At 43.2% G+C, this 26,567-nt stretch carries 19 protein-coding genes and 3 tRNA genes; 9 read left to right on the top strand and 13 right to left on the bottom strand.

Translation table 11 applies throughout. The features are described from left to right. Positions 1-122: 122 nt before the first annotated feature. The 4 genes from ilvA to ACYVAA_RS00875 form a co-directional block, all read right to left on the bottom strand. Positions 123-1,052, bottom strand: a complete 930-nt coding sequence (ilvA, locus tag ACYVAA_RS00860; RefSeq protein ID WP_460538108.1) for a threonine ammonia-lyase IlvA — start codon at positions 1,050-1,052, stop codon at positions 123-125. A gap of 123 nt (positions 1,053-1,175) precedes the next feature. Beyond that, a tRNA-Asp gene (locus ACYVAA_RS00865) sits at positions 1,176-1,249 on the bottom strand. A 141-nt stretch (positions 1,250-1,390) separates the two neighbouring features. Beyond that, positions 1,391-1,464, bottom strand: a tRNA-Asp gene (locus ACYVAA_RS00870). A 280-nt stretch (positions 1,465-1,744) separates the two neighbouring features. Beyond that, a tRNA-Asp gene (locus tag ACYVAA_RS00875) sits at positions 1,745-1,818 on the bottom strand. Positions 1,819-2,259: 441 nt separating this feature from the next. Here ACYVAA_RS00875 and ACYVAA_RS00880 point away from each other — a divergent pair. The 5 genes from ACYVAA_RS00880 to ACYVAA_RS00900 all read left to right on the top strand — a co-directional run bounded on the left by ACYVAA_RS00880 (position 2,260) and on the right by ACYVAA_RS00900 (position 6,519). Then, the gene (locus ACYVAA_RS00880) at positions 2,260-3,207 is read left to right on the top strand and encodes an acetyl-CoA carboxylase carboxyltransferase subunit alpha (protein WP_460538109.1); all 948 of its coding nucleotides are present in this window, start codon (positions 2,260-2,262) and stop codon (positions 3,205-3,207) included. Between the two features lie 116 nt (positions 3,208-3,323). Then, positions 3,324-4,166, top strand: coding sequence for an MBL fold metallo-hydrolase (locus tag ACYVAA_RS00885; protein WP_460538111.1), 843 nt, complete (start codon positions 3,324-3,326; stop codon positions 4,164-4,166). Further along, positions 4,156-4,956 carry a patatin-like phospholipase family protein gene (locus tag ACYVAA_RS00890; RefSeq protein ID WP_460538112.1) on the top strand — a complete coding sequence of 267 codons (801 nt, stop codon included), beginning with the start codon at positions 4,156-4,158 and terminating at the stop codon, positions 4,954-4,956. Before ACYVAA_RS00885 ends, ACYVAA_RS00890 begins: the two co-directional genes overlap by 11 nt. A 3-nt stretch (positions 4,957-4,959) precedes the next feature. Next, on the top strand, positions 4,960-5,517 hold the full coding sequence (locus ACYVAA_RS00895) for a lysophospholipid acyltransferase family protein (RefSeq protein WP_460538113.1): 558 nt from the start codon (positions 4,960-4,962) through the stop codon (positions 5,515-5,517). Between the two features lie 93 nt (positions 5,518-5,610). Beyond that, positions 5,611-6,519, top strand: coding sequence for a YihY/virulence factor BrkB family protein (locus ACYVAA_RS00900; protein ID WP_460538114.1), 909 nt, complete (start codon positions 5,611-5,613; stop codon positions 6,517-6,519). Positions 6,520-6,521: 2 nt separating this feature from the next. Here ACYVAA_RS00900 and ACYVAA_RS00905 read toward each other — a convergent pair whose 3' ends face one another. The 3 genes from ACYVAA_RS00905 to tyrS form a co-directional block, all read right to left on the bottom strand. Beyond that, positions 6,522-7,289: an SDR family NAD(P)-dependent oxidoreductase gene (locus ACYVAA_RS00905; protein WP_460538115.1), complete on the bottom strand. Its 768-nt coding sequence runs from the start codon at positions 7,287-7,289 to the stop codon at positions 6,522-6,524. Between the two features lie 311 nt (positions 7,290-7,600). Next, positions 7,601-8,302 carry a TetR/AcrR family transcriptional regulator gene (locus tag ACYVAA_RS00910; RefSeq protein WP_460538116.1) on the bottom strand — a complete coding sequence of 234 codons (702 nt, stop codon included), beginning with the start codon at positions 8,300-8,302 and terminating at the stop codon, positions 7,601-7,603. Positions 8,303-8,575: 273 nt separating this feature from the next. Continuing rightward, on the bottom strand, positions 8,576-9,874 hold the full coding sequence (tyrS, locus tag ACYVAA_RS00915; RefSeq protein ID WP_460538117.1) for a tyrosine--tRNA ligase: 1,299 nt from the start codon (positions 9,872-9,874) through the stop codon (positions 8,576-8,578). A 391-nt stretch (positions 9,875-10,265) separates the two neighbouring features. Between tyrS and ACYVAA_RS00920 the strand changes: the two genes are divergently transcribed. Beyond that, positions 10,266-11,240, top strand: a complete 975-nt coding sequence (locus ACYVAA_RS00920) for a GSCFA domain-containing protein (protein ID WP_460538118.1) — start codon at positions 10,266-10,268, stop codon at positions 11,238-11,240. Between the two features lie 105 nt (positions 11,241-11,345). On the opposite strand, the gene ACYVAA_RS00925 is transcribed toward ACYVAA_RS00920, so the two are convergent. After that, the gene (locus ACYVAA_RS00925) at positions 11,346-12,254 is read right to left on the bottom strand and encodes a TolB-like translocation protein (RefSeq protein ID WP_460538119.1); all 909 of its coding nucleotides are present in this window, start codon (positions 12,252-12,254) and stop codon (positions 11,346-11,348) included. Between the two features lie 223 nt (positions 12,255-12,477). On the opposite strand from ACYVAA_RS00925, the gene ACYVAA_RS00930 reads away from it, so the two are divergent. The 3 genes from ACYVAA_RS00930 to ACYVAA_RS00940 are packed head-to-tail and all read left to right on the top strand — an operon-like array spanning position 12,478 to position 14,111. Beyond that, on the top strand, positions 12,478-12,783 hold the full coding sequence (locus ACYVAA_RS00930; RefSeq protein WP_460538120.1) for a DUF2752 domain-containing protein: 306 nt from the start codon (positions 12,478-12,480) through the stop codon (positions 12,781-12,783). After that, on the top strand, positions 12,776-13,174 hold the full coding sequence (locus ACYVAA_RS00935; RefSeq protein ID WP_460538122.1) for a TM2 domain-containing protein: 399 nt from the start codon (positions 12,776-12,778) through the stop codon (positions 13,172-13,174). Before ACYVAA_RS00930 ends, ACYVAA_RS00935 begins: the two co-directional genes overlap by 8 nt. Beyond that, positions 13,167-14,111 (top strand): DUF4097 family beta strand repeat-containing protein, encoded by a 945-nt coding sequence (locus tag ACYVAA_RS00940; RefSeq protein ID WP_460538123.1) that lies wholly within the window; start codon positions 13,167-13,169, stop codon positions 14,109-14,111. Before ACYVAA_RS00935 ends, ACYVAA_RS00940 begins: the two co-directional genes overlap by 8 nt. A 418-nt stretch (positions 14,112-14,529) precedes the next feature. On the opposite strand, the gene ACYVAA_RS00945 is transcribed toward ACYVAA_RS00940, so the two are convergent. The 5 genes from ACYVAA_RS00945 to ACYVAA_RS00965 form a co-directional block, all read right to left on the bottom strand. Beyond that, positions 14,530-16,017, bottom strand: coding sequence for a M28 family peptidase (locus tag ACYVAA_RS00945; protein ID WP_460538124.1), 1,488 nt, complete (start codon positions 16,015-16,017; stop codon positions 14,530-14,532). Between the two features lie 98 nt (positions 16,018-16,115). Next, positions 16,116-16,823 carry a pseudouridine synthase family protein gene (locus ACYVAA_RS00950; protein WP_460538125.1) on the bottom strand — a complete coding sequence of 236 codons (708 nt, stop codon included), beginning with the start codon at positions 16,821-16,823 and terminating at the stop codon, positions 16,116-16,118. 182 nt (positions 16,824-17,005) lie between these two features. Continuing rightward, on the bottom strand, positions 17,006-18,154 hold the full coding sequence (locus tag ACYVAA_RS00955; protein ID WP_460538126.1) for a Gfo/Idh/MocA family protein: 1,149 nt from the start codon (positions 18,152-18,154) through the stop codon (positions 17,006-17,008). Between the two features lie 263 nt (positions 18,155-18,417). Beyond that, on the bottom strand, positions 18,418-18,783 hold the full coding sequence (locus ACYVAA_RS00960; protein WP_460538127.1) for a hypothetical protein: 366 nt from the start codon (positions 18,781-18,783) through the stop codon (positions 18,418-18,420). Between the two features lie 1,125 nt (positions 18,784-19,908). Continuing rightward, positions 19,909-26,544: an alpha-2-macroglobulin family protein gene (locus tag ACYVAA_RS00965; protein WP_460538128.1), complete on the bottom strand. Its 6,636-nt coding sequence runs from the start codon at positions 26,542-26,544 to the stop codon at positions 19,909-19,911. Positions 26,545-26,567: the final 23 nt, after the last annotated feature.

The following is a 26,567-nucleotide window of genomic DNA, read 5'->3' on the forward strand; positions in this document are numbered from 1 at the left end:
AAAGGTTAAAATAGTATTGTCCCACAACTGGAATTATTTTAGATATATTTTTCCTCCTGAATCACAGAAGCTTAATTAATAAACCGCCTAAAACAGTAAAAAAACATGAATTAATTAAGGATTCAAGTTTGTATAAATGGATAATTATCGTTTATATTTGCATCGTCGTAAAGGGAAAGCGCAGCGAGGGTCAAGGCGCCCGCAGGTTCCACTACGATGCCTTCATTGTTGTAGAGGTTCAGGATAGTGGTACAGATCCGGCCTTCCGGAACCAGCAGCATTTCATCCAGGTTTTTCTGACAAATGGTAAAAGTAAGGTCCCCCACTTTTTTTACCGCTGCACCATCCACAAAACCATCTATTTCGGTTAAGGGGGTGTTTTTCTGGTTTTGAATGGAGGTCAACATGGATGGGGCTCCTTTTGGTTCCGTTCCGATGATATGGGTATTGGGGCTGATTTTGTCAAAATAAGTGGATACCCCGGCAGTAAGCCCTCCGCCTCCAATAGGTAAAAAGAGGCAGTCTATAGGGAATTTGGCTTCATCCAGTATTTCTTTGCCTACGGTTCCCTGACCTTCTATTACCTTAATATCGTCAAAAGGGTGGACAAATACCGCTCCTTTTTCCTTGCAATAATCTGATGCAGTTTGGTATGCGTCATCATAGGTGTCCCCGGACAGGACAATTTCCACCATGTCTTTCCCAAATAGTTTCATCCGGTTGATTTTTTGGGCAGGGGTTGTGGAAGGGATAAAGATGGTTCCTTTGATTCCTAGTTTTTTACAGGCAAAAGCCACTCCTTGTGCATGATTTCCGGCGCTGGCGCAGACCACCCCTCTGGCTTTTTCTTCTTCGCTTAAAGTAGAAATCTTGTAATAGGCACCTCTCAATTTATAGGACCTGACTACCTGTAGGTCCTCCCTTTTTAAGTACACATTGCATCCGTACTCTTCACTCAACTGATAGTTGTACTGTAATGGAGTGGGAGAGATGACTTGGGCCAATGTATGGCTAGCCTGGATGATACCTTCAAAAGAAACAGAAACACTCATTTGAATAAAATAATCTACTTTTAAACGCTATAAAGATAAGCTATGTTTGGGCAAACTAGGAGATAAGCAGGTGGAAACCGTACTTTTTATAAAAGAAAAAAGCCTTGCAACGCAAGGCTTTAGCGGAATGGACGGGACTCGAACCCGCGACCTCCTGCGTGACAGGCAGGCATTCTAACCAACTGAACTACCACTCCAAGTATTTTAAATAAGTAGTGGACAAATGATTTTTAGATTCATTAAAATCCTTTCATCAAGAAAACGACTACTTTTAGTATTAATTAGTATCTTCTCAAAATGCTTTAAAACAAGAACGAAATTGCTTTCTAATGTATTTGCGGAATGGACGGGACTCGAACCCGCGACCTCCTGCGTGACAGGCAGGCATTCTAACCAACTGAACTACCACTCCAAGTATTTTAATAAGTAGTGAACTGGCGACCTTCCCGACAAGTCGGGACTTTCTAACCAACTGAACTAACACTCCAAGTAATTTTATAAGTAGCGAACTGGCGACCTTCCCGACAAGTCGGGACTTTCTAACCAACTGAACTACCACTCTATTACTATAGAAGAAAATATCCCTTGATGTTTCTGAAGAAAATCTTCATTTACTTATGGATATTCTTTTTTACATGGAAGAAAACAAACTTTCTGCTAATATTTCAAAATCAACTTTCAGAAGATACAAGCGGAATGGACGGGACTCGAACCCGCGACCTCCTGCGTGACAGGCAGGCATTCTAACCAACTGAACTACCACTCCGTTTTGTCTTTTTGAACACTCCTCGTTTGAAGTGATGCAAAGGTAGCAGTAATGTTTTTTAAAGCAAAACTACATTGTAAAAAATATGACACCAGAGCTTTATTGCACTCTTATTCAGAGCAAAAATTTTGGTGATAAGCCTCTATATAAGGTCAATTTTCTGAAAAAGGATTTATGGGCGAGGAAACCATCAAACAGGTTTTAAAGGAAAAATAATATTGATATTGGACGCTGAAGGACACCTGATCCCAGCGAAATTGCAGAAATTTCTTAAAAAATAAATGTTTGTGTTATAAAACTAATATATTGAGAATAAAATAATTAGGTTTGGATATTGTTGAATTTACTGTTTGAAGGGCGGGAGAATTTAAAAGACAACTATACCAAAGATTTTACTTCGGGATAATCTTTTTATCTTTGTCGTGATAAAAATATGTAGATATGGTCTTAGAATTTGAAAAGCCGATTGCTGATTTAGAGCAAAAACTTCAGGAAATGAAGGATTTGGCTAAAGGCAAACAAATCGATTTATCAGGCGATATAGAGTCTTTGGAAGATAAAATACAAACTTTGAAAAAAGAAACGTTTCAAAATTTAACCAGATGGCAGAGGGTTCAGCTCTCAAGACATGCTGATCGGCCATATGCCTTGGATTATATTTATGAAATCACCAATGACTTCATCGAGTTGCACGGTGATAGAAATGTAAAAGACGATAAGGCAATGGTAGGTGGTCTCGGGGATGTCGATGGCCGTACCGTGATGTTTATCGGACAGCAGAAAGGTAGAAATACCAAACAGCGCCAGGAGCGTAATTTTGGTATGGCTAACCCTGAAGGCTATAGAAAAGCGCTGCGTCTGATGAAAATGGCCGAAAAATTCGGAAAGCCTATTGTTACCTTAATAGATACTCCAGGTGCATTTCCAGGTTTGGAAGCTGAAGAAAGGGGACAAGGAGAGGCCATCGCCAGAAATATCAAAGAGATGTTTATGCTGAAGGTTCCTATCATCTGTATCATTATAGGTGAAGGGGCATCCGGAGGTGCATTGGGGATTGCCATTGGTGACCGGGTATTGATGCTCGAAAATTCTTGGTATTCAGTGATCTCTCCCGAGAATTGTTCTACTATTTTATGGAGAAGCTGGGACTATAAGGAGCAGGCAGCGGAAGCCCTTAAACTGACCGCTTCAGATATGATGAACAACAAGCTGGTAGACGGGATCATTCCTGAACCACTAGGTGGTGCTCATAAAGACATGAAAGGCATGGCGGCCACCCTGAAGGAGGCCATCAAAGAGGCCCTTAAAGAATTGGATAAAATGAAGCCCGAAAACAGAATAGATAAGCGTATCGATAAGTTTTCTAATATGGGCGTTGTCAACGAATAAGTTGGCGTAGTTATAGAAAAAAAGCCTCTGTATCCGCAGGGGCTTTTTTGTCTTAATACTTTAAGTGATTGAATCTAATTTTCTGTATTTCAGTTATCTATAAAATTCTGTTTTGAATGGAATTACACGTGATCAATACCGGTTTTTTCAAGTTGGATGGGGGAGCGATGTTTGGGGTGGTACCCAAGTCTTTATGGCAGCGGACGAACCCTGCGGACGAGAACAACCTTTGTACTTGGGCGATGAGATGTCTTTTGGTGCAAGAAGGAGATCGCTTGGTATTGATAGACAACGGCATAGGGAATAAGCAAAGCGATAAGTTTTTTTCGCATTATTATTTACATGGAGAGGACAGTTTATCAGGTTCTTTGCAAAAAGCAGGTTTTTCGGTAAGTGAGGTAACGGACAATTTTTTGACCCATCTTCATTTTGATCATTGTGGGGGAGGCGTACAATACCAGAAGGGTACCGATAAGCCGGAAATGGTTTTTAATAAAGCGCAATACTGGACCAATAAAGATCACTGGCAGTGGGCTACTGTGCCCAATGCGCGGGAAAAGGCCTCTTTTCTTTCGGAAAATTTGTTGCCCATGCAGGAAAGTGGACAACTGGGCTTCCTGGACCTGGACAAGCCCGAATTGTTTTCGGGATTTAGTTTTTTTACGGCTGATGGACATACCGATAAGCAGATGATTCCTAAAATCCGCTATAAAGGGAAAACCATTGTTTTTGCTGCGGATCTGTTGCCATCGGTGGGGCATATTCCTTTGCCTTATGTGATGGGATACGACACCAGGCCACTGCTGACCATGCAGGAAAAGCAGGAGTTTTTAGAAGAAGCAGCTGAAAAGGAATACATCATCTTTTTGGAGCATGATCCCTTGCATGAGTGCTGCACGGTGAAAATGACCGAAAAGGGAGTTCGTTTGGACCAAACGTTTTCATTGAGTGAGCTCTAAACAAAAAATCGGAATCGCTCTGTCCGGGGGTGGTGCCAGAGGAATCGCCCATCTGGGGGTCTTGAAGGCCTTGGAGGAAAACAATATCATGGTGGATATGGTGGCAGGAACCAGTGCTGGGGCTATCGTGGGGGCTCTCTATTGCCAAGGATATACTCCTGACGCCATACTGGATATCATCATCAAGACCAACTATTTCAAGTTTTTGCGGCCAGCCATCAGCTGGAAAGCAATTTTGAAAATGGATACCATAGACCAGCTTTACAGTGTTCACCTGCCGGACAACAGCTTTGAAAAGTTGCAAAAGCCGCTTTGCATCGCTGCGACAGACTTGAAAAGGGGGAAGGTGGTCTACTTTTCGGAAGGCCCCCTGATCCCTCCATTGATGGCTTCCACCTGCATCCCCGGGATGTTTGAGCCCATTCAGATTGATGGTAAATATTACATCGACGGAGGTGTGCTGAACAATTTACCCATGGAACCCTTGGAGGGTAGATGTGATTATATTATCGGTGTTAATTGTAACCATTTGTCTGAGGAACATAATATCAATAATATTAAAAGAATGATCGAGCGGACGGTGATCATGTCGATGAACCATAATGTCTACAGCAGAAAGAATAGGTGCGACTTCTTCATTGAACCTGAAGGTTTGGCCAAATACGGGGTTTTTGACCTTAGGAAGTCCAAGGAGATTTTTTCTGCAGGCTATGATGCCGCACAAAAATATATTGCCCATAATCAATCATTGGCCGATCTTGGCTTAAGTGATGAAAACAATTCCCTTTAAACAATGAAATTACTAGCTCGTTTTGTATTTTGGATTACAGGTTGGAAAGTTGCCGGTGAATGGCCTAAAGACCTTAAAAAAGCAGTAATGGTAGCCATTCCCCATACCAGTAACTGGGATTTGCTGTATGCAAGAGCTGCTTTTTATATCATGGAGGTTCCGGTGAGGTTTACCATTAAAAAAGAAGTGATGGTCGGGCCTTTGGGATGGTTTATCAAAGGCTTGGGAGGCCTTTCCATAGACCGGCAAAAAGTAGTAGGCAAGAGGCAGCTGACCTATACGGAAGCCATGGTTGATTTGCTTAAAACCAGTGATGAGTTGGTGATGATGGTCACTCCGGAAGGCACCAGGGGTTATGCCAAAAGGTGGAAAACAGGCTTTTATCACATAGCCTTGGGCGCTGAGGTCCCCATTGTAGTGGGCTTTCTGGATTATAAGAAAAAGCATGCCGGTATTGGTCCGATAATAATGCCCAATGGCAATTTAGAGGAGCAAATGGAGGAAATCAAAGAATTTGGTCGTCAAGTGACTGCAAAATATCCCGATCAAGGTATTCGATAAGGAATTACAAGGATTTTCTCTTTTCAGTTTGTCGGCTTAGTTGGAGTATTGCTGTCTTGTATAGCGATAGACATAAACACAAATCCAAAGAGAATGATCAAACGAATAAAGAAACTTACCGTTTTCAAGATCCTTCAGGACAGTGTAATGGCATTTGGAAGAAGTGATTCCATGACCTATTCTTCCAGTATTGCCTTTTATACCTTATTTAGCATGCCTGCCTTATTGATCATTTTACTGAGTATTGGGGCGGCATTTTACAACGAAACAACCATACGGGAAGAACTGACCTCCCAGATTTCAACGCTTAGTGGTCCTGAAAGTGCCGAAGTGCTCAACCAGATTCTCTACAATGTGGCGATCGATAAAAAGGGGGTGGTTTCCAAAATCATTGCGATCGGCGTTTTGGCCTTTAGTGCCACCACCGTGTTTGTCAGCCTCCAAAATAGCATCAATCATATCTGGCATATCAGGCCCAAACCGGAAAAGGGGCTGCTAAAATACATTGTCAATCGTTTGCTCAGCTTTTCCTTAGTGGCCTCTATAGGTTTCATTATGTTGGTGTCCCTGATCATTGACACTTTATTGGTGGTGTTTTTTAACTATATAGCTGATTTCTTTGAAGGATATACCTTTTACCTGGCCTCAGCTACCAATTTTGTCCTGACCCAATCTTTGATGGTGGTGATATTTGGACTGATGTACAAGATACTCCCTGATGCCAGGGTGAAGTGGCGATCGGTTTGGCTCGGGGCCATCGTTACCATGGTGCTGTTTGCCATAGGGAAATACCTTATCGGTCTTTATCTGGGCAATAGTGATGTGGGCAGCGCTTATGGTGCGGCCGGATCCTTGGTCATCTTTTTGGTATGGGTTTACTATTCCACCAGCATATTCCTATTTGGAGCACATATCACTTATTATATCGCTGAGAAAACAGGAAGGGGAATAAGACCTATTAATCAGGCTGTCAAGATAGAAATCAAAGAATTGGATAAATGATGTTAACTGGTATAGCCACCATCTACCGTGAAAATGGAGCCCGTTATGTAGGAAGCAGCTGGTGAAGCCAGAAAGAGGGCCAAAGCGCCTATTTCTTCACATTCACCTATGCGCTTGATGGCCAGTCTTTTCATGATCATTTCCATAATCTGATCATTGGACCAAAGCACTTCACTGAACTTGGTTTTGATCACTCCCGGGCAGATGGCATTCACGCGGATTTTTTGCTGGCCCCAATCTTTTGCACAGACCTTGGTAAGGGAGTGCAAGGCAGATTTGCTCACACTATAAACGCCCAATTGAGGTTCAGGTGAAATCGCTCCTATTGAACTGATATTGATGATGGAGGCGCCTGAGGATTTTCTTAAGTGTGGAAGGCACAATTTGGAAAGCTCGAAGGGCGCGCGAACGTTTACCGCCATGATCTTGTCAAAAATTTCCAGAGAAGTTTCATGGACAGGACCACAATAGGGGTTGATGCCGGCATTGTTGACAAGGATGTCTATCTGACCGTAAATTTCTAGGGTTTTGTTGACCAGTTCTTCCAGTTCGTCATCATGGCTCACATTACAAACGACGCCTACCACATCATAACCTTTGTCGTTTAATTTTTTGGCGACCTGATCGAGGGATTCTTGGTTTCGGCTGCTGATGACCACTTTTGCGCCCGCTGCAGCAAAAAATTCCGCAATACTTAGCCCGATGCCTTTGCTGGCTCCTGTAATGATAGCTACTTTATTGTTTAACGCGAATAAGGCAGATAAATCCATGAATAATACCGGTTAGCTTGACTGAAAAATCTGCGATGAAGTTAAACAATCTCCTTTATTTGTATCTATATTTTGTGTTATTTTTTCGCTAAAAAATTACTGATGTCACCAACTCTTGAAAAATCTGCTTCATTTTTGCCTTAATTTGTCTCATTTAGTGTATTACAAACATTTATAGCCTTGTTTTTCCACCTTGCAGGAATTACCAAAACTGATAAGAGAAGACTTTGTTCCTACACCAAAAAACAAAAAGCCCGTTTTATAAAAACGGGCCTTTGATAAGAAATATGTCAGATTTAGAAATACATTAGTTAGAAGAGGCTGCCCTGAACAGCCCTTGGACGCTGTGCTTGGATGGTTCCTTTGAGCATATCCTGAATGAGTTTGATAAAACCGTTTTTCCAGTTTTCCTGACTGATTTTAACCTCCTTCTTTTCATAGTTGATGGGGCCGCTTAAGCGCTCATAGCCCAATAGCATTGTCCAGATGGTGTAGAAGGTTATTTCAGGTTGCAGGTCTGGTCTCATGCTCCCGTCCCTGACACCAAATGAAATAATTTGGATCCCTATTTTAGCCGGATCATGATGAATTTCAAGCAATTCGGTGAAATTGGGACTTTCCAGAATCAATGGGTCGATCAGTTGGCGCTTCGTGGCATCATTATACTTTTTCATAATGCCCATGAAGTTCAATATGGCTTCCTGATACATCCCGTTGTTTTCCGTAAAATCAATGTGCTTTTCTATCAGGATGTTAATCAACTCGGAGCCTGATTTACCCTTTGTTTTTTGGGTTTCACGGAATACCTCTTTGAGTTCTTCAAAGGCCTTCTTAGTGACGGCCATATAAAGGTCTTCCTTGTTTTTATAGTAGAAGTAGATGAGTCCCTTGCTCATTTTGGCCTTTTTGGCCACTTCATCCATTTTGGTGCTGTGGAAGCCTTTTGAACTGAACAAGCCAATGGCTGCTTCCAATATCTCTTTTTCTTTTTTCTGTCTTTCGTAAACGCCCATAGTTCCAAAAAGTAAGCAATGGTTAAATTGGATTTGAAGTTATTGAACTTTATTTAAAAATCGTAGTAAAAGTGTAAAAAACTTGAATAAGAGTTAAAAAATAGAAGTTTTCCTCAAAAATAGCGGTCTTACAAGGTGAGCCCTGTTGAGCCAATTTATGGGGAAGAAAGGATGAGATACCTCTAATAGAAAAAACTAGTCGAGTCTTTGCTGATGGTAAATGAAAACCGTCCCCACATAATCTGGGGACGGTTTAAGTCCATTCAAGCTATTTTATTCCACTACCTTAATGATGGAGTAGTTCTTTTTACCTTTTTGAACCAGCAAATACTTGCCCTGCAAAAGCTCTAGCTCATTTGCCGTGGCTTGTGGATCAGAAAGCTTGTTTTTATTGATGCTTACACCACCACCTTGGATCATTTTTCTGGCTTCACCTTTGGATTTGAAGATGATGCCCTGTCCTTTGTCTCCAAGCAGGTCGAGCACTCCGTCGAGTCCATCAAATTCTTCCTGGCTGATTTCCACTTGGGGTACTCCCTCAAAAACCTGGAGAAAGGTCCTTTCGTCCAAAGCTGCAAGGTCCTCTGTACTGGATTTCCCAAAAAGGATAGAAGAAGCTTTTAAAGCCATCTCATAGTCTGCCTCAGAATGTACCATAATGGTAATTTCCTTGGCTATTTCCTTTTGCAATACCCTTAAGTGAGGGGCTTCTGCATGTTCCTTTTCCAATTGTTCGATGCTCGCTTTGTCCAGTGTAGTGAAAATACGGATATACTTGGCAGCATCTTCATCAGAGACATTTAGCCAGAACTGGTAGAAAGCATAAGGAGAGGTTTTCTCCGGATCCAACCATACACTGCCGCCCTCGGTTTTGCCGAATTTGGAACCGTCTGCCTTGGTGATCAGCGGAACGGTAAGTGCATAGGCACTGCCGCCCTCTTTTCTCCTGATCAGCTCTGTTCCGGTGACGATATTGCCCCACTGGTCAGAACCTCCAAGCTGCATGGTACAGTTTTTATTTTTGTATAAGTGATAAAAGTCATATCCTTGGATCAGCTGGTAGGAAAACTCCGTAAAGGATAGCCCGTTTCCTTCTTCCAATCTCCTTTTGACACTGTCCTTGGACATCATATAGTTTACCGTGATGTGCTTTCCTACGTCACGGATAAAATCCAAAAATGAAAACTGGGACATCCAGTCATAATTATTGACCAGCTCAGCCTTATTGGCCTTATCATCGGAAAAATTCAGAAACTTGCCCAGTTGCTTTTGAATGCCTGCAATGTTTTTATCCAAGGTTTCCTTATCCAATAGGTTTCGCTCGGCTGATTTGAAGGAAGGATCACCGATCATTCCTGTGGCACCTCCCACCAAAGCCACCGGCTTGTGGCCGCAGCGCTGAAAGTGAAGTAGGGTCATTACACCTACCAAATGTCCTATATGTAAAGAATCCGCTGTAGGGTCAAATCCAAGGTAGGCAGAAGTAATGCCCTTGTTTAGGTGTTCCTCCAATTCCGGAGTCATGTCCTGGACCATGCCTCTCCAGCGCAGTTCTTCTATGAAGTTGTTCATTGTATTGTTTTGCCTATTTATATTCGTTTCAAAGCTGCAAATATAGGGTTTAAAGGTATAGAAGAGAAAAATTATAGGCAGAATAGCGTTGGGCAAGGTGACCTTAGCAATTTGAAAGGAGGGAGGGAGTAGATCAGGGGATATTGAAACGATACTATCGCTAAGGTTTGTGTTCTGTTTGACCTTTGAGAGGGGCCTAATTAGATTGGTGATAAATAAGGCTTTATCGCTTGCTTTTTGACCGTTTATCTGATCTTTTTTATAAATTAAACAGGAGTTCAGCATCCTTACAAATGGACTTAACAATCAAACAGGGCGCATATTTGACTGGTTTAATATCCAGTTTATGCCGCTTTTCAAAGCATATAACCTTTAAAAAATAACCCAGCCTATGAGTATCTTCAGAAGTGAATTGATGATTGCGGAAAATCCCGTTAAGATTGCCAAGGAGGCAAAAATCCTTTCCCTGGGAGCAGGATTTTCAGCCATGATGGACAAGAGTTTAATGCATTATGGGCTCGACATCATTAGCAATCCATTTGGAAAAATTTATAACCCCATTTCTTTGTTCCATCACCTGGAACTGATGGGCAAGCATGTGGACTTGGATGTAAGCCAGGTTACCGAGTATGAGGGGAATTGGAACCATTATCAGTTCAATTTTTTAAGAAGACAAAAATCTCCTGAAGAACTGCTTCAGAATATTCGGCAGCAGCTGTCCAGCATGCAACAAAAATATTATAAGCAGGAATTTTTGATGATCAACTTGGGGACGGCCTATGTATTCCGCCACAATAAAACCAAATCCGTGGTGGCCAACTGTCATAAAGCCCCTCAGGAACTGTTTGAGAAGGAGCTCTTGACCCCAGAGAAGATTCTTAAGGCTTTTAGGCATATTTACCCCCAGCTGAATCATTTCAAAAACATCATACTGGTGCTGAGTCCGGTGATGCATACCAAGGATACCATCACGCTGAACTGCGTAAGTAAATCCGTGCTGAGAGTGGCCATTCATCAGATTGTCAACGAATTCCCTGAAGTAAAGTATTTCCCTGCCTATGAGCTGCAAACCAGTGATTTAAGGGATTACAGGTTTTATAAAAGGGATTTTCTCCAGCCCAACAGCCAGGCCATCGAATACATAACCTCTAAGTTTACGGAGGCTTATTTTGAACCGAAGTTACTGGAAGGAGCCAAAAGGATGGATGAAATTATTCAGTCCATTAACAATATTCCGTACAATCCACAAAGCAGGGATTATGTTTTCGAAGTCAATCAAGCCATTAATGCCCTCAAACAACTGGACAATCATGTAGATCCCAATTATGCAGTGGGACAGATGGAAATCAAGTTGAAAAAAGATTGATTGCTATCACTGTAAAGCTGGAGGTCTGCAAAAATTTACTAGCTGCGCCATCCATTGGTTTGGATGGCGCAGCTTGACACTGAGCCGTTAAAAAGGCTTCGTAGTTTACTTTCTCTCCATTACCAATACCAGTTTATCCCCCTTGGGACTTACGGCCAAGCGGCTGATATTTCCGTATCCAGGCATGGAGACAGTGGCGATTTTTTCCCATTCCCGGCTTTTGTTCACCTTTTTTACAAACAGCCCCTGTCCCTGGGCGATCAAAAGGGTGTTTTTATCTATCCAGACAAAATCTTCGCTCTCTCCCAAACTGGTCCCATAGTTGCCCGTTATATTTTCCTCCACATCATAAAATTTGATTTCATGGGTACTTTTTCCGTTCAAGACCACGCTCGATCCTTTGTCCAGAAAGGTGATTTCAGCGGTTTTTGGCCGTTTTTGTACATTCCTTCCAATATTTTCCGCAAGGGTCATCACATTTTCCCGGCTATAGGGATAGACCAATTGGTTGGGCTCTCCAAGGAGGTACATCGCCGCAATATCATTGTACCAGTCATAATATCCCACAGGTGCAATATCGTCATATAGCAGCTCCGGTTCCCCAAAATTGATAGGGTAAAGCCATAAACGCTGGCTACTGTCTTCCTCTACCGTTACAGCTGAAATATATTGTCCACAATCCGTCAGTTTCGGTGAGAACTCACTTTTGCTTTCGGTCCGGGTCATATTGGTAAAGCTGCTTTTATCGAAACTGTAAAGAATGATCTCACTGTTGCCCTTTTCATCGATAGAAGAAAAAGCAAGCTGTTGGTTGTTGATAAAATAGGGTTGGTTATCATATCCTGCGCGATCGGTCAATTTTTTTGCACTGCCGGGGACAATGCTGTAATTGCCCAGAAAATTCTTGGTTTCAAGGCTTATCAGGTCACAGTTTTCTTGGGCATACGAACCAGAAGTGATGGAGGTAATAAAAAACAAGAAAAGTAGAAGAAAGCGTATCGGCAGATGAGTCATAAAGCGTCTTTTTTACATTGGAAATCTAAATTACAAAAGGAAATGGGATTGCCTAACAATATCTGTGATATCCCTGGGCTCCCTATAAAAACCGGAGGAAAAAGTGTCCGTTTTCGGTCAAATTTTGTTCGATTTTGATGCATTGTTGGGCAAGAAAAAGCCTCCATATTACATTGCGGGGCAGTTTTATGAAATGGCATTCTTTTCGTAATTTCAAAAACACATGAAAACCAAAGCATATCCTATTAATCGTTTTCCGACAGAGCTGGTCTTTTGGTGCCTGGCGCTGATTGGAATCCTGTTGATAGATACTTCCTCTCTGTCCCACTTTACCCTTTGTCCGTTGGGAATGTTGGGCATAGAGTGGTGTCCGGGATGCGGATTGGGCAGAAGTATGAAGTTTTTCATACAGGGGGATTTTATGGCATCTTGGAAAATGCACCCTTTAGGAGGGCTGGCTTGGGGGATCATTTTATTCAGAATGGTAGAACTTATCAAACTATTAAAAAACACAGATAACTATGGCTAATGTATTGAAACACCTTCCTGAATTGGAAGGGATGGAACTTGGTTATATCCAAGGAATCTTGAAGAACATGGATGATGAACAGGCTAGTTTGTTTGCCCAAGTGTACCGGGCAAGGAGAAAAGACAGTCAGATGGTGCTTATTTTGGCCCTGCTGGGGTTCTTTGGCTTTGCCGGTTTACACCGCTTTATATTGGGACAGATAGGCTTGGGGATTTTGTATTTCTTCACCGTTGGTCTTTGTTTTATCGGGACGATCGTGGACTTGGTAAATTACAAGAGCCTGGCCTATGAGTATAATATCAAAATAGCGCATGAGACACTTTCCATGATGTCACATGGTGTTGCATCTCCAGCTACCGGCACTGAACCAAAACCTGAAAACAATGATTAAAAATAGATTTTACCTGCTCTTTGCGGTATTTTTTTGGATGGCCCTGCTTCCGGGCTGTTCCTATTCCCAAATGAGAGTGGTGTCTGATATTGAAGAGATATTCGAAGGTATCAGGGAAGTGGAGCTTTATGGTGGCCCCTTGGAAGTGACCTATGAGGGAAACGAAAAGGCCACCGAAATTTCGCTCAATGCCTACTTGGAATCCAATAAGGAGAATGTGGAAATCAGCTATGCTGTAAATGGAGACAAGTTGACGGTCAAATACGATCAAAGGAAAGGAAGCTCTTCCTGGGGAAACTTCCGGAATGAGGGATTTATCAGTCTAAAGGGTCCGTGTAATATACGTTTGAAAGTAAACAGCGGCTCCGGAAAGGCATTTGTATCAGGAATCCAACATGAAGAGATAGAGGTTGCCTCGGGATCCGGTGTTGTTCATGTCAATGATGTAGAAGCTGGAAGGATTTATTTGACAGTAGGGTCGGGAAAAATTGAGGCTGAGGACCTCACGGGTGAGGTTTCCTGCAAAGTTTCTTCTGGGCAGGCTCATTTGGATGATGTTAAAGGAAATGTAGACGCAACAGCCAGCAGCGGGGTGCTTTCGATGGAAGATGTAACAGGGACCGTACATGCTAAGGTGAGTTCAGGAAGAATAAAACTTGATGATGTAGGTGAAATAGGAGAACTGATAGCCTCATCGGGAAGTATCAGCGCAGACGGGGCAGGCTTGGGGGCCAATACCGAGTTAAAATGCTCATCAGGTTCCATCAAGGTACAGACCAATGATGACTTAAGTAAGTATAATTTTGAAATGTCTGCCAGCAGCGGAAGCATAAAAGTGGGCAATCAGTCAGGTCATAAGCAATTGAATATCAATAATAATTCAGCTTCCACTGTAAGGGGAGTTGTAAGCTCAGGAAGTATTACCATTGATAACTAACAACTGACTTTTTAACTATAAATCAAAAAGGGATTTCCAGCCTTGGAAATCCCTTTTTGTTAAAATGCTACTTCAAATTAGAGTTGGCAAACTTTTGGATCAAGCGGAAAAGTTGGGGAGGCAAGAATATTTTAGTTTTAACACACCTTCTTTATGGTCTTTTTTTCCACAGATAGATAAAGATAAACACAGATATAGTTATCAGCCCATTAAAAATCTGTGTGCATCCTTTTTATCTGTGGTTGATAATAAACTCAAACTGATAAGAATAGATAAATTTCATAGCTAATTGATCTGTCTCCCAGAAATATGGCTTGACCCAATCCTTTCAGGTTTATAAGGGTAAATTCCAGCTTTGAGCTCCTAAGACCTGAAAGGTTTTAGACATATTCTCAATATGACAAATAGGATTATCAAGTTAGTTGCTTCCGTAAAGTGATTTTCCGGCAGCTTCATATTTATCACCCTCTATCCATTTAGGACGTGTACCTGCATTGGCAATCTTTTGCGCGGTCAGGATATAGGATTTCCAGTATTTCATCGCATAATCGAGATCAAAGTTATCCACCTGATCTGCGGCTTGGTGATAGTATTTCATGATTTCTGCATCAAAGGCGGTGAATCCCAGGCTAAAGGTAGGAGCAGGGATGCCCTTTTTAGCAAAGTTTACATTATCCGAGCGGTCATACAGCCCTTGTTCGGGAGAAGGATCTGCCATGGCTTCCAGGCCGTATTCATCCACCGCTTCTTTGATAAAATGGTCAGCAGAGGTTCTGCCCAATCCGATGACAGTGATAATATCGGTATTATTATAACCGCCGTTATCAATGTTGAGGTTATAGATGATCTTATCAAGTGGCACCATAGGATGATCAGAAAAGTGGGCTGAACCCAAGAGGCCCTTTTCCTCCGCCGTCCATGCACATAGCAGTATGGAACGTTTTGGCGGATGATCTGAAAAGAATTTGGCGGCATTAATGATGGCCACGGTTCCTACAGCATTGTCCCGGGCACCGTTGTAGATGGAGTCTCCCTCTGCATTGGGCGTTCCTACTCCAATATGGTCATAATGGGCCGAAAGCATCACATACTCCTCTTTCAAAGCAGGATCGTTGCCTTCTATTATGGCCACCACATTTTTACCGTTGATGGCTTCATTGACCTTTCCTTTAATTTCGACCTTGACGCTGGCTATCTTGCCGGTATCAATGTCCTTGATCATTTTTCCGCTGAGGTCTTTTGCCCAGATATAGGGAATCCCTGCCTCAGGGGCATCCTCTTGGCCAAGGGTCATCTGGGGTTTGTTCAAGAAGCCCGTGAGCACTCCCCAAGGGGTGGAGGGAAGGTTGTACATTTCTATAAGTGCCACGGCCCCTTTTTCCTCTGCCAGCGCGAGCTTTTTCCTGCCAGCTGCAAAAAGCTGCGAGGGTCCCATCTTTTCAGGTCCACCGACGCGAACCACCAGTATTTTCCCCTTCAGGTCTTTTCCCTCCAAATCACTTTCGAGGCCATAACCGGCGACGACCATTTCATAATCTCCTTCCAAAGATTTTCCGTCCAGTACTAACATGGTTTGACCTTGGGTCAGGGTTTCGTCTCCAAGAGTAAGGGAGCCTGACCTGGGGGGAGCTGAAAGCCTCAAGGGGACAGGTTGATAATAATCCTGGGCATCAGCGACCGGTTTGGCCCCGTATTTCCAAAACTGTTCGGCAATATAGCGTGCTGCGACGTCTATTTCCGGCCGAGCAGCATCCCGACCTTTTAACTCATCAGCAGCAAGGTACCTAAAATGTGATATGGCTTCTTTTTGGGTGATACATTCATCTATATGGGACTTTTGAGCGTGAGAACTCAATGGCAAAAATAATGCGCCTGCCAAGGCGATGGGGATAAGTTTGTGCTTCATTAGGTTGCTAAATTTAATCTCTTGTTAAATATAGGGGATTTCACCCAATAACTTGAATTTATAGCTTTGGGGGAATGCTAGAAATGTGACAGGAGGCCTTAGATCATTTCTTCCCATGCAAATTCCCTGACAACATCCATGAAATATTCAGGGAGGGATGCGGTGACCAGCACTGGCTGAGAAGTAAATGGATGGATGAATTGGGTACTCCAAGCATGCAAGAGCATATGGTGCAGGTGAAAATGCGTCCTGAAAAAAAGGTTTTGGCGATTGTCCCCGTGGGTATTGTCTCCGATGATGTAATTTCTTTCATGGGCAAAATGCCTCCTTATTTGGTGCATCCTACCGGTCAGCGGATAAGCCCTTACCAAAGAGTAACGGCTGGTTTCGTGTCGCGGAGAACTCTGGTAGGGAATCTCCACCTGTCCGAGACTAAGGTATTCTGTTTGGGCTTCCTGAAGTTCTTTTTTAAGCTTTTTTTTTAATGGATGGTCGATTAGCCCTTCTTTTTCCTTGGTATAGCCTCTTACTACAGCGAGGTAGTATTTCTTAATGTTTTTTGAGGTAAACAGTTCTTGCAGGGGAAGTACGGCTTCCGAATATTTGGCAAACCACAATACACCAGAGGTAGGGCGGTCTATCCGGTGCAAAGGATAAACTTTCTGACCTATTTGGTCTCTCAGGGTCTGCATGGCATAAACCGGCTCGTCGTCCATGGCAATGCTGGACTTATGCACCATCATCCCCGCCGGCTTGTTTACAGCCACATAGTGATCGTCCTCAAAGAGTATAGGGAGTTCCATCATTTTCCAGAAAGAAAAGAGACTGTCTCAAAAGTAGTCAAAACCATCATCACGAGTGAAAAGAAGGGATCTCATGGAGCTATTCAAACCCATGCTATGAGATTTCTTGTCCATCTCGATGGATAATCATGACGAAGTACTTTTGAAACAGTCTTAAATCTTAATTTGTTTTATATAGCAAACGCTTAGATTTTTACCCAAGCCTGCTTTTTGTGACTTTCTATAATGCGCTCACAGATCAATAGTTCCCTGTAGCCGTCTTCAAAGGTAGGGAAGCTAGGACGTTCGGGTTGCTTTCCAGTAGCCACAGCGGCATAGACTTCTTTGAACATTTGCTTGGAAGTATCAGGGAAACCTTCATTATGTCCTCCAGGGAAGCTGATCAGTCCGGCTGCTTCCTGCGTAAAGAGTGAAGGATCCTTCATCAGGTGTTGGTTGGCGGTTTCCCGCTTTCCAATCCACATTTCGTTTGGTTTTTCAGAGCACCATTCAAAATTGGATTTGGAACCGGCGATCTCAATGTTCAAACGGTTCTTTCTGCCGGCATTTACCTGACTTACCGTTACCGAACCTTTATTGCCATTGTCAAATCGCAAGAGTACTGTGGCATGATCTTCGGTGTTGATCTGAACCTCTTCATAATCAGACTCTTTTAACATCTTACCTGAATAGGTTTCGATGGCTTTCAAAGGCTTCAGTCGGGTTTTGTGCACTGTGGAAAAGTCGGCCATCACCTCGGTTATTTTCAGTCCGGTAACATATTCGGTGAGGTCCAAGAGGTGGGAACCAATATCTGCAATGGCCCTGGAATCCCCGGATTTGTCCGGCTCCAGCCTCCAGTTGTAGTCTGTTTTCAAAAACAACCAATCCTGCAGATAAGAGCCCATAATGCTGTAGATATCGCCAAGCTCACCATTTTCCCGCATGGTCTTCATCTGACGGACCATAGGGTAATAGCGAAGGTTGAAGTGCACCGCATTCACCAGTCCTTTTTCCTTGGCCAGGGCTACCAGTTCTTCGGCTTCCTCAATTTTGGTGGCCAGAGGTTTTTCACATACCACATGCTTGCCTGCCTCCAGGGCCGCCTTGGACTGGGAATAGTGAAGGAAGTTAGGGGTACAAATATGGACTACATCAATATCCGGTTGCTTGAGCATTTCATCAAAGGTAAAGGCATTGGGGATTCCCAAAAGCTTTGCCTTTTCCTCAGCAAGTTCCTGGTTTACTTCACAAAGGGCTGTTACTTCGATATTTGGAATTCTTCTTAGGGCTTCTAAATGTGCCGGGCCAATAAAACCGGTTCCAACAATAGCTGCTTTGATGGTTTTCGTCATTTTTATGGGTTTTAGATAGGTTTAATTAAAAGTTGGGCACTAAAATAGGCGCAAGAAACGGATTTTCAAATTTATGGGGTGGTTATTGAGTTATTGGGAAATGGGCTTACTGAGTTGTTTGGTGAGAAAGTTTGGGTTGGGTGGTTAAAGTACACAGTCTACAGTCCTCAGTCAACGGTCAACAGTTGTCAATGGACTGTAGTCCTACAATCATTGAGAGATCCAAATCTCAATACTCAAGACTATCTACTCAATACTCAATACTAAATCTCATCCATCCCTCTTTCGGGCACAAAAGGTCCAGTCAACTGTAGTTTTTTCTCCTTTTTGTCAATGCTGAACTCAAGCTCCATTTTATCTTTTTCCTTTTCGTGGATATTCAGACAGGCATTGTAAAAGATCAACCTAAAAGAGAGTAATACTTTTCCCGAACCGGATGAATTTAATTCAATGAAATCTTCCACTTCTACCTCCTCCACCACGGCACCATCGGCTTTGTAATAGTAGGAAAGGAAGATTCCCAGTTCCTTTTGCTGCGCTTTCAGCGCTGTTTTAATTTTATGCTTTAAGTCTTCCTTTTCATCCAAACGGATATCTTCGGATAAATTAAATTTCCAGGATTCTTGCATGATGCTGGGACTTTAGATTTGAGACAAGGGACATAAGATACAAGATTCGTCGATTAAGGAATAATGTCTATGCACAATTATACTGGTCGATTTGAAAACCTTAAACTGGTTCGCGCTGATATGCGCAGATTATTATTTTCCTTATTTTTTAAAGGCTTTAACCTCTTACCAAAACTAACTCATTTTTCTTGACTTTAATTCCCTCTTTTGAGTGCATTCAATGGGGCTATTTTGAAACATTAAGAAATTAAGGAGTGAAGGTCATGAAGAAGGTTAGGGGGCATCTTAATTTCCTTCATGGTTTAAAATTGTTCTCAATTCTCATCGCTTTTGTATCTGTTGGAGGACTAATAAACTATGGAAAACACATTGATTGAGTGTGTTTTTTAAACATTAAGAAATGAAGGAGAGAAGGGCATGAAGAAGGTTAGGTATTCATCTTAATTATCTTCATACCTTAATGGTTTAAAATAATTCTCAATTCTCTCACTTTATTATCATACGGACACCCACTGAACTATGGACAGTGCCTTGACTGAGTCTTTTTTTTAAAACATTAAGAAATGAAGGAGTGAAGGACATGAAGAAGGTTAGGGCCTCATCTTAATTACCTTCATACCTTAATGGTTTAAAATAATTCTCAATTCTCTCACTTTATTATCATACGGACACCCACTGAACTATGGGCAGCGACTTGACTGAGTCTTTTTTTGAAACATTAAGAAATTAAGGAGTGAAGGTCATGAAGAAGGTTAGGGCCTCATCTTAATTACCTTCATACCTTCATGGTTTAAAATTGTTCTCAATTCTCATCGCTTTTGTATCTGCTGCAGGACTAATAAACTATGGAAAACACATTGATTGAGTGTGTTTTTTTAAACATTAAGAAATGAAAGAGAGAAGGGCATGAAGAAGGTTAGAGACTCATCTTAATTTCTTTCATGCCTTCATGGTTTATAACTTTTCTCAATTCTCATCGCTTTTTTATCTTCCGGACATCCACTAAACTATGGACAGTGCCTTGACAGAGTCTTTTTTTTTAAACATTAAGAAATGAAGGAGTGAAGGGCATGAAGAAGGTTAGAGTCCCATCTTAAGTTCCTTCATGCCTTCATGGTTTACACCTTACTCAATTATCCTCACCTTAATCCCTTCAGAATGACTGCTGAACTCCGGTGCATACATGCACTGTAGGGTGCTGATGCCATTGGAGAAGGTACCTGCATTGGTGGCCCTGAGCTCGTATTCAAAAACATAGACCCCTTTGTTCAATCGCTCAAAGAAGAAATTGGTACTCGCATCCCTGGTGCTTTCATAATATCCCAGTCCATCCTGGTATTTGTAGGAAGAGAGCACATTGAGCGGTTCAAAACCTGCTGCACGCATGTCTTTCAGGTGAACAAAATCCATGTCCCTGTCCACGTTGATTTCAATCCTCACTTTGACCAAATCCCCAATATGAGCAGGATTGGATTCATCTAGCGGCTGATACACTTCACCTTGGTCTGTTAGGGTCTTCAAAAACAGTTTTTTTGTCAGTTGAAGCGGGGTGGTGGTACTGCTGTGGATTTTGTCCAGGTCTTCAAAATATTGCCAATACAAGGCTCCCCAGGCCATACCGTCAGTTTCTTTTTTGAGGGTAACATGGCCCATCTCCGGTTTGATCTCATTTGCTGTCCAGGACTTTTTGAAATATCCGGTTCCAGCTTCTTTTCCTATACCAGGATCTTGATCCGGATAGATATTTTCCGTTCCTATACGCACCTTTACCAATTGGGAGATACTAAGCCAGTCGTTGCCTTCCAGCAGCAAAGCCTGAACGGCAGAGGCCGTAGCCTTTGTATTGCTCCAGCGGTTGGTCTGCTTATGTTTCAGCAGCCATATTTTCATCTGATGGATCAATTGCTTTTGCTCCTCACTCATTTTTGGCTCCATAGCTACCTCCGAGAAGGCCCTGATCAGCAGGGACTGTGTTTCTATCGGGGCTTCGGTCCAGAGCCAGCCGGCCTTATTGGTTTTCCAGTACCTTCCCAATTCGGGGCTGCTGATACTGTTTTCCACCAGTGAATTCATAATGGCCTGCTTGGTGGTATTGGCCTGAAGCCGATGGCTGATCAGCACCATATAGGCCTGCTCCTGCAAACCCAATGCTGTCCAGTAACGCTTGGCCTGCTTTTGATAATAAGTAATGGCCTCGTTCAGTTCTTTCGGATAAATCCTGTTCTTATCCATCGACCTTAGGTAGAGATACTGGATATGGATAGGTCGGATATGGTTTTCATTCAGGAAATTTTGGGCAATATTGGAGCCTTCAGTTTCATCTTTCCCTTTGGATCTGATCTTCTCAGCTTCAGTCTTTAGCTTTTTATAATCTTCTAATAGCTGCTGGTCCAAATAGCTATTCCCTTTTTTGATGATTTCCTCTACAGTGGGGGCAAGTGCCGCCTGAACGCCCATGTTGCGCAAGTCACTAAGTCCCGAGATGATGTACTGCGTGATGTAGCGGTTGGCTCTTTGACTTCCCTTGAACCATGGAAAACCTCCCATACCAAATTGCATATCCTGCAGTTTGTTGCTGTTTTTTGACAGTTCATCATTCATTTTGTTCAAGTCAAACAGTAAAGCAATTCGCTGCTTCTGCTCGGCCTCTGACTGGCCCTCTCTCAGCCAAGGGGTTTCCTGGATGATCAGTGACTTCAGCTCCTGGTTCTTTTCCAAGTTGCTCAACAAGTCTTGGGCACCTTGGTTCTTCCATTGTTCAAAGACCGCTTTGATCCTTGGCTGCTGGTCCACGATATGTTTGGCCAGGGAATTGGCAAAGAAGCGGGAGTAGATCTGCTCGGAACATTCATAGGGGTATTCCATCAGGTAGGGCAATGCCTGTACGGCATACCAAGCAGGGTTGGAGGTGACTTCCAAAGCCAGGTGATGGTGACGAAGGGTCTTGGAGGACTTATCGTCCAAGGCTTCCATCTTAAAGGTTTTCTCTCCGGAATCACTGATCCACATCGGCATGGTCTCGGTGACCAGCATGCGGTTGGACAGTACCGGTAGGGCATTTTGTTCCCCGTCAGCAAAGTCCCCAGCAGCAGCGACCATCTTGTACTGCACCGCCTGGATGCCCTCAGGAAGGGAGATGGTCCAGTGAAGGGCCAAATTGTTTTTGCCTTTTATTTGGAAGTCTTTGCTTGCATGGCTGTTTCCCAGTGCTCCGTCCAACTTCTCACCTGTAATGGGGTCGGTCAGTTCCAATTTTACTTTCCCGCTCAAGGTCTGGTCGGTCAGGTTGGAAACCTTGCCCGAGATTCGGATTTGGTCACCTTCACGCAGGAACCTGGGGACATTGGGCACCACCATCAGTTCTTTTTGCGTGACCGTTTCCAGTGATTGATACACCACATCAAGTGTTTTGGTGTGGCCCAGCAACTGCAGTTTCCATCGGGTAAGGGATTCAGGTGCAGTAAAGGTAAAGCTGATGTTTCCTTCTTCATCAGTTTGTAGGGTAGGATAGAAGAAGGCGGTTTCCTTCAGGTCAGTTCGGGCCTTGACCTGCTTGAGCTGCTTTTCCAGTTCAGCCTGTCCGGTAAGGGTGGTGATCACAAGGGCTCCGTTGGCAGCCTTTGCCCCGTATAGGACCATGGCCTCTTCGGCTTCCAATACCTCCATGGACAAAATGTCCTTTTCAAATCCTGTAAAAGAATCGGCTACTTTACCATCGATGATATAGAGCAGGCCTTCTAAATTACTGTTATTGCCACGGATGGCCAAATTGGGTTGTTCGGTTGTAGGAACACTGAGTACTTCTTCAAATTCTGCTTCATCTGCCACCCCGGCTACCGCTCCGGTAAAGGATTGCTTTCTCTCTGCGGCATAGCCTACGACAACCACCTCATCGAGGCCGCTGAGGTCATTGGCTAGTTTTACATTTAGTACATTGGTATTTCCGCTTATAAGTGTTTTAGCACTGATAAATCCTATATAACGGTATTCCAGTTGATCGCCGGCCTTAGCTTGGAGGATATAGTTGCCCTCCATGTCAGTGACGGTGCCGCTCTTGTCCGCCATTCGCACCACAGAAACCCCGGCCAAAGGATTGCCCTCCATATCGCTTACATGGCCTTTCACCATTCCCTTTTTCAGGTCAGGATCGTGGGATGCATTTATTTCAGGTTTGATGGGCATCCACTTTTCCCGTATCTTCTTCAGGTAAGCATGGTTAGCATAGGTATTGGTTAAATTAAAGCCAAACCATTCAAAATCGGTAAAGCTAAAAGAAGTGAAAGGGTTTAGGTAGGGGTGGTAATCCCTCTCAAAATAGCCCCTGCCAAAACTGATGTTTGTATCAAGCGATAATTGGCTGTTATAAGGACGGTTTCTAATGGGCTGGAAACTCCAACGGTGTGGCTGAAACTGGTCCAGGGAGGCATCGTACATACTGGCCAATAGCTCGGCAGCCACTTTGTCCTTTTGAGGGCCCTTGATTTTAAAGGTCCAATGCTGCTGGGACCTAGGATGTATCTTATTCCGGAAACTTAGGGTTTCGATTTTCAGTTCGCTTTTCTGGTAGGGGACATTCACGCTTAATTGGCCTGTTTGGGCCGAATTGGCAAAAGCCAAGCTGTAATGGATTACAAAACCTCCCCAATCGTTTTCTTCGACCGGAATATTTAAGGATTTGTATTCATCACGGAGTTTCAATAGTTGAGTGCTTCGGATTTTTCCAGCTTTTTCTACCATAATTGCCACGGTCAGGTCGCGTGCGGCTGTGCCCAATGTCAGTTTTGCCAGTTCTCCGGGCTTATACTGTTTCTTATCCAGCTTGATTTCAAACAATTGGTTTTCGGTTACTTTCCTTGCCTTGTCATCTTCTAGTTTGATAAATTGCTCGGTTTTGACCTGCTGACCATATTTGTCCAAGGCTTCTACATACACCAGATATTGTCCGGCTGACCAGCGTCCAAAATCACTGACCAGCATAGTTTTCGAAGTATCCGTGTCAAAATTCTGTTCCCATACGACTTCCGCTTTGTCCCAAGACTCCATCATGGACTCCTTGTCATATGGGTCGTGGGGGAAGAGTGCTTTGAACTCTTCTTTTTCCCAACGCTTATAATCCGGTGCTTCCCAGGCGGCCTTCCTTAAAACCCGGTCAGGTGCCTGCAGTTTATAGATTGTCACTTTGCCTTTGGCCGGAATAAATTCCCCATTCAGGTTGCTGCTGTTGACCTGCAGGGAAAGACTGTCCTGCTGTTTAGTCCAGCTAGCCTGCGTTTCCAAGTTCAGCAACAGGGCATGGTACCCCACATTCACCGTGGTTTGGGTGCTTCTGGTTTCCCCACTGATATCGGTAATTTCTGCAGTTACTTCGTAATGGAAAACTGGCTGTTGTTCCTTATCTACGCTAGGATCAGGAACTGCCCTGAAGGGAATCGTAAAGTTGCCCTCCGGGTCTGTTTCCAGTTCTCCGTAGGCAATTTCCTGCGATTGGCCTTGTGGAAAACTTCTTCTGAAATAATACCAATAAGGCATTTCCACTTTACGATGTACGCGATAAACCACCTTGGCATTGGAAAGTGGGCTACCAGAAAAAGACTGGGCAGTACCATGAAGGGCAATGCTGTCATTGACCTGATATTCCTCTTTTATGGCTTCAAAACTCGCTTCAAAAGTAGGCCGTTTGTATTCCTCCACAGAGAAAGAGTGCTCGTTATCGATAAATTCATATTGGTTAAACTTATCGCTGCTTTTTTCGTCCAAGTCCTCACTCACTTCCAGGTAATACCTTCCGGTGAGTCCGGATGAGGGGAGCACAAATTCCCCATTGAAAGAACCGTACTCATTGGTCCAAAGCGATAGGCTGGATACTTCCTCATCGTTAACATTATAGAGGCTGACCTCCACCGGCTTCTTTTCCATGACTTCACTGCCTTGCTGCTTTTGGGTGAAAAGGATGCCTTTGAAATAGACTGTTTGTCCCGGTCTGTAAATGCTCCGGTCTGTAAAAAGTTGGGTTTTGATCTTAGTAGGGGTTTGTTGCTGCCTGTACCGCATAGAATAATACAGATTGTCAAAAATAGCCCTGTCATTACCCTTTTCTACCTCGGCGCTGATACCATAATAGTTTTCCGAAAAACTTAGCGCTACAAAACCGTTTTGGTCCGTAATCAAATGGTCTTTGATGGTGCTCAATTTCCCCTGTTTGTGGGCTTTCAAAGAGATGCTGGCTTTGGAAACCGGGCTGCCATTGTTCCTGTCAATGACCTGAAAGCGGAGCAGGTCACCTATCTTTTGCTGTATCAAAGCAAGGTCGGTCACTTGCACAATACGATGGGCTTTTTGGCTTTTTGCTCCCTCCAACTGTTTGGATTGGCCTTGAACGGTAAGCAGGTAAGCTCCCGCGGGGAGGGCAGGAAAGAGGTTTTCCATGCTGTGTACTTGGTAGTCCCCTTCATTGACCAAGGTGCTTTCCCAACTCTTGGACAGCTTTAGGGCTTGGATAAACTTTTCCTTTTGTTCTTTGTTGTACAGCTCTTTAAACTGTTTCTGTTGTTGGGCAGTCAGGGGATAAAGCTTAAAGGCCAGCCCATCCATATTTTTATAATTTGCCAAAATACGGTTTGCCTTCATCACAGGAATGTATTCTTCCATATTCAGCACCAAGGAAGGTTCTTCGATGGCTTTCTTTAGCTGCATCATCCTCTCCAAAGCGATACTATTGGGGTATTGCGTTATAGCTTGATCAAGGAGTTCAAGGGCTTCTTTCTTTTTAAATTGATGGGAAGTGTTTTTACCTATTTGATATTGACGCCCAAGATCATAATAGAGTTGGCCCACATGATGACTGATCAATGCGCTGATTTCCTTTCCTTCATATTGGCTCAACAGCGTTTTAAGAGCCTTTTCGTAATGGACAGATTTTTCACTGCCCACATAGGACTGGGAAATGAACTCCAAATAGTCCAGTTGTGCCATGACCTTGGCAGCTGGGAGAACATCATTTGAATGGAATTCAATAAGCGAGTGGAATAGTTTCAGGGCTTCATAAGTAGGGGAGAAGCCGCTTGAATCATAAGGAGGGAGGAAATCTTCCTTATAAAAATACCTGGGATCATCTATCCGAAAGGGATGGATGGGTTGGGTAATGCTGCTTTCACTGTTTCGGTAAAAAGCGATTGCCCTGTGGGCCAAAAAGTCAAATAGGCTAGGTCTCAGCGGAGTGGTTTTCTCTTCCTTGATCAAAATAGCTTCAAAATCTTCTAGGGGAGTTTCCTTCAGAAGGCCACTATTTTCAAGTGATTTTTGGTAATGTGTATGGACAGCCTTATTAAGGTTATCTAGATCCCAAGTTCGGAAATCGGTACTGTCAACTATTTGCCCTGTGCTGCTTCTGTTATAAAACCGCCATCGGTTTTGCTGTAAATAGTCATGGTAAAACTGGGCCAGCATGCTCTCCAAGATGTTCTTTTCGATTGTTTTTGCATTGGCTATTTCCTTCTGAAACCTACTTACAACCTTCAACTGAGCTTCTTCTTCCAAGGTCAGGGCAAATTTGGATTGATAGATCAATGCCTTGATCCATTGAGGAGCATTGCCTTCTTCTTTGGCCTGATTGAAGATGGAATCGGTCAGTTCCAAAGCTGATTGGGGCAAATTTTTAACCTCCAATTTTTCTACCCGGTCCCATTGATTTTGGTAGTCAGCTTGGGAAAATACAAGAAGTGAAAAAAGAATGAGGCAGCATAGGGATAAGGATTTTAGCATAAAAGTGATTTTTTGATAGGTTT

It is taken from the genome of Echinicola sediminis (genome assembly GCF_054777495.1).

Coding starts and splice junctions, on each gene's coding strand:
- ACYVAA_RS00930 (WP_460538120.1), top strand. CDS start 12,478: ATGAAAACCAAAGCATATCCTATTAATCGTTTTCCGACAGAGCTGGTC.
- ACYVAA_RS00945 (WP_460538124.1), bottom strand. CDS start 16,017: ATGAAGCACAAACTTATCCCCATCGCCTTGGCAGGCGCATTATTTTTG.
- ACYVAA_RS00910 (WP_460538116.1), bottom strand. CDS start 8,302: ATGGGCGTTTACGAAAGACAGAAAAAAGAAAAAGAGATATTGGAAGCA.
- ACYVAA_RS00920 (WP_460538118.1), top strand. CDS start 10,266: ATGAGTATCTTCAGAAGTGAATTGATGATTGCGGAAAATCCCGTTAAG.
- ACYVAA_RS00935 (WP_460538122.1), top strand. CDS start 12,776: ATGGCTAATGTATTGAAACACCTTCCTGAATTGGAAGGGATGGAACTT.
- ACYVAA_RS00965 (WP_460538128.1), bottom strand. CDS start 26,544: ATGCTAAAATCCTTATCCCTATGCTGCCTCATTCTTTTTTCACTTCTT.
- ACYVAA_RS00900 (WP_460538114.1), top strand. CDS start 5,611: ATGATCAAACGAATAAAGAAACTTACCGTTTTCAAGATCCTTCAGGAC.
- ilvA (WP_460538108.1), bottom strand. CDS start 1,052: ATGAGTGTTTCTGTTTCTTTTGAAGGTATCATCCAGGCTAGCCATACA.
- ACYVAA_RS00925 (WP_460538119.1), bottom strand. CDS start 12,254: ATGACTCATCTGCCGATACGCTTTCTTCTACTTTTCTTGTTTTTTATT.
- ACYVAA_RS00895 (WP_460538113.1), top strand. CDS start 4,960: ATGAAATTACTAGCTCGTTTTGTATTTTGGATTACAGGTTGGAAAGTT.
- ACYVAA_RS00940 (WP_460538123.1), top strand. CDS start 13,167: ATGATTAAAAATAGATTTTACCTGCTCTTTGCGGTATTTTTTTGGATG.
- ACYVAA_RS00960 (WP_460538127.1), bottom strand. CDS start 18,783: ATGCAAGAATCCTGGAAATTTAATTTATCCGAAGATATCCGTTTGGAT.
- ACYVAA_RS00955 (WP_460538126.1), bottom strand. CDS start 18,154: ATGACGAAAACCATCAAAGCAGCTATTGTTGGAACCGGTTTTATTGGC.
- ACYVAA_RS00950 (WP_460538125.1), bottom strand. CDS start 16,823: ATGATGGAACTCCCTATACTCTTTGAGGACGATCACTATGTGGCTGTA.
- ACYVAA_RS00880 (WP_460538109.1), top strand. CDS start 2,260: ATGGTCTTAGAATTTGAAAAGCCGATTGCTGATTTAGAGCAAAAACTT.
- ACYVAA_RS00905 (WP_460538115.1), bottom strand. CDS start 7,289: ATGGATTTATCTGCCTTATTCGCGTTAAACAATAAAGTAGCTATCATT.
- ACYVAA_RS00885 (WP_460538111.1), top strand. CDS start 3,324: ATGGAATTACACGTGATCAATACCGGTTTTTTCAAGTTGGATGGGGGA.
- tyrS (WP_460538117.1), bottom strand. CDS start 9,874: ATGAACAACTTCATAGAAGAACTGCGCTGGAGAGGCATGGTCCAGGAC.